4 protein-coding genes are annotated in these 3,216 nt (G+C 50.0%); all 4 read right to left on the bottom strand.

Features of this window, described 5'->3' with window-relative positions:
- Nucleotides 1-226: 226 nt before the first annotated feature.
- The gene (locus L0156_11770) at nucleotides 227-532 is read right to left on the bottom strand and encodes a hypothetical protein (protein MCI0603677.1); all 306 of its coding nucleotides are present in this window, start codon (nucleotides 530-532) and stop codon (nucleotides 227-229) included.
- Nucleotides 533-594: 62 nt separating this feature from the next.
- Entirely contained in the window at nucleotides 595-1,905 is a 1,311-nt protein-coding gene (locus L0156_11765; GenBank protein MCI0603676.1) for a hypothetical protein, read from the bottom strand.
- A gap of 148 nt (nucleotides 1,906-2,053) precedes the next feature.
- Nucleotides 2,054-2,785, bottom strand: a complete 732-nt coding sequence (locus L0156_11760; GenBank protein ID MCI0603675.1) for a hypothetical protein — start codon at nucleotides 2,783-2,785, stop codon at nucleotides 2,054-2,056.
- A partial coding sequence (locus L0156_11755; GenBank protein ID MCI0603674.1) for an alkaline phosphatase family protein occupies nucleotides 2,782-3,216 on the bottom strand: 435 nt, incomplete at its 5' end. The genes L0156_11755 and L0156_11760, both read right to left, overlap by 4 nt.

Here is a 3,216-nt window from a genome sequence, read left to right as displayed (position 1 = left end):
GAATGTGGGCATCGATGACTTTACGGCATTTTGGACAAATACTACGGGTAAACTCGTAGAATACATAATCCGCTTCTTTTTTCGTTTGCGCACCATAAGGAATTGTCAATTCTTGCATGATTCTCCAACACTCATTTAAATCAAGGTTTGCGTTATGTCCCCTAAGTCTCTTTAGGGTCGATCCTTCGTTTACAATTTTCCGTTTTTGTAATGACGCTTACAAAGTTCAGGCCGCCGCTTTTCCTTTGTTGAGCAGGATCGCAGCAGACTTCGCGTCTTCATCAGGAACGCCCAATCGCAGCAAGGCAAATCGGACGAGGTTCATCTCGGCTATATCACAGCACTTCGGGGGAACGTTGATGAGCACAGGGTTACAGCCCACACGAGGACAAACAACATTATCGTTATTTCCATTCTTTAGCACATGCGGACGGGCAAGCTCATCCCAGAATAGTGTACTGCCGCACTGAGTGCAGTAACTGATGACGTTCCTCCAACCCTCCGTCACGTCCCGCAATAATTTCGACGACATCGTATCACCTCCTCTACCTTTTCCATTCCTAATTTATTAGTTGCATTCTGTCGGTTCAAAGCTTAGTCACGCTTGGCCATTTCGGTGGCGCATGGACACTGATCCGGGAACCTCGGGCAGAAATCTCTTGAAGCAGCAGGGTCGGGTGGCGGCGGAATGGTTGTTGTCAGACGGAGCCAGAAAAGACAGAGCAAAAAGACGCCGAAAGCTACCCATTGTGTTACCGCAATGAGCGAGCCATCCGGAAGTTTCCAATGCAACCACATTAACATGATTCCTGCTCCAATCATCTCCCCGAAACGAATCCCAATCCCATCTACTAAAATTTTTACGGGGGATCTTTCCTCTTCTGTTAACGGCAGAAAGACCTGTTCCCAGAGTGATCGATGGATAGAGGCCTTTATTCCACCTTCGGTCAGCTTTAACAGAGATCGGGATAAGACGGCGGCCATGGTCCCGGCAAATGCAGAAACTCCGAGAAGCGCAAGCGGCAGGATCGCCAGGCCGGCTCGCAATCCAAATCTTGTCTGAATCCGGGGAGCCAGGAGGAGCTGAAGGAGCAACGAACTGAGATGGAGCAATGTATACAAAGTAGCAAAGAAGTCGGTTTTCCCCTTTATGCTGATGCTCGGATCTGTAGCCGTTATGAAAAATTGGAAATCAATCAAAACTGCCGCAAGCGCCGCTACCACTGAAATCAGCAAAAGTTTGTGAGTGTAAGGACTACGAAGTGCGGCGTAGATACTTGGGCGCTCTTTTCTTTGCGGAAGACTTTTAGCGGAACTCCTTTCTCCAGACCGAAGCCGAAAATATTGCAAGATTACAAGAACTGGGAGAAGGACAAGACCGCTCAGAAAAACAAGCCAATCCGGGTCAACGGATCGAGCCAGTGTCTTGGCCAACAGCCCGCCTAAAAGGCCCCCTGCGAGCGCCGCAGCTCCTATACGACTGAACTGCACGGCAGTTTCCGATTTCGGCGTCTCACGGAAATAATGTGTCGTGAGAAGCCAAAGACTGGCAAACAGCAATCCGTAGAGAGTTGGGATTGATGCAAAGAAAACGATCAAGACAGAGGAGGTAGCGGATCGGAGTGTTGTAGCAAAAAAAATCTGAACAGCGACGGTCAACAGCAAAAGAACGGATCGGGCAAGATGAGCGCCGAACAGTTCAATCAACTTAACATAAAAGTAAGCTGCTGGAAAAGTCGCTGCGGCAATGCTGAAATATGCAAACGGGAGGTTTTCCACACCCGCACTCTGGATGAACAGCGAATCGCGCCCGGTTTTTGCCAGCACAAAGGCCATCCCAAGAAGTGCTGTTAGAGTTGCCAGCAGGACAGTGGAATGACTTCGTTCCGGTGCGTCCATTCTCATGATGCTTCTTATGAATTAGACGCAATTCTGATGAGAACAATTTTTGCCTTTGTAGTTACTTTCACTGGATCGCGAGAAATCGGATATTCAACTCGGGTGTAATTTTCGCATCTTATGAACGCACTCAACCCATTTTCATTTTCTGTATTCACTCTCTGAACTCTGGAGGAGGTAGAAACAAGGAAGACTCGGGAGGTTGACTATCGCCGGTCAAGGAAAGCATCTCGTACCGGGTCGCACCGTTATCATACACACCCCAGGCAGGTACTCGGATGTTCCCAAATCGCTTCAACGGCCCAAGCGTGTATCGGTACTCGGTGGTCGCCTTAACAATGGGTTCCTTTCTTGCATTTAATATGACCCAACCGCCCAGATCACCTTTCGGTCCGTAGAATTCTAGCCTGCGGGTTCCCGGTATGTCCCCTTCCCCGGATCGAACTTCGTAGTAAGGGTCACCGACTGCGACAGCCCGGACCAGACGGTAGAAGTTGAAAGGAGCGCGTTGCAGATCACTTTCGAGCTCTTCTTTGCTGCCATATGCAAACTTGAGGTTGTTTACAGTCCAGCGTCTGCCTTCAGGACTATAGGCTCGTATCGCGTGATTGATTTCGCTTTTCCTGTCAGCCCGGGACCGCGGCCCGGTGAGATCAAGGATTTCATTCTCCACATAAGTATCCACTCTGTGCCATGGATACCACTCGTGTACAAAATGTAGACTCTTCAACTGGGCCCAGATAGCGCGTCCTCCCATCGCGTCCACCATCGCCAGAGCTTCAGCGATTGCCTCAGGCTCTCCACGGACACTGGTCGTTTTATCCTGTGCTAATCCAGTGAGGCACAGGACCAGAATCGCAGAAAGGGTCATGAACGATGCTCTCATTTTTCTCTCCTCTTTTCCGGTGTTGAATGTGAAGGAATTTGCAACGCCTTATCATCGACGCTATCGGGGAATGAAATTCCAGCCAGGGTGGCCAGCGTAGGCGCTACGTCGATGGTTCTTGCATGTTCGTTTGAAATGCCCGTCTTGATGGCTTCCCCATGAAGTGTCGCGTGTCCGTTAAAGGAGAGAGTCGCTGCATGGTCTACAACTGCCGGGTCAAAACGGAATCCCTTATCGAGAAGACGCCGAAACCCGTGTGCAAATGCGCGATCGTATTCCCGGAGGTAACTGGCTCTGAACTGATCGATCCCAATGAGATTGGCCAACCTGGGCTTCCGATCCTTATGACCCTCCGTCATGGCCGGCAACAGGGGCAGTCCGGCCAGGGGCAAAACAATGAGAACAACGTTTCTTTTCATCTCTTTCACCTT

The sequence above is a fragment of the bacterium genome, from assembly GCA_022616075.1.
In the GTDB taxonomy this organism is placed as follows: Bacteria; Acidobacteriota; HRBIN11; order JAKEFK01; family JAKEFK01; genus JAKEFK01.
Note: the sequence above shows the minus strand (reverse complement) of the source record. Positions and strands in the feature narration are given on the sequence as shown.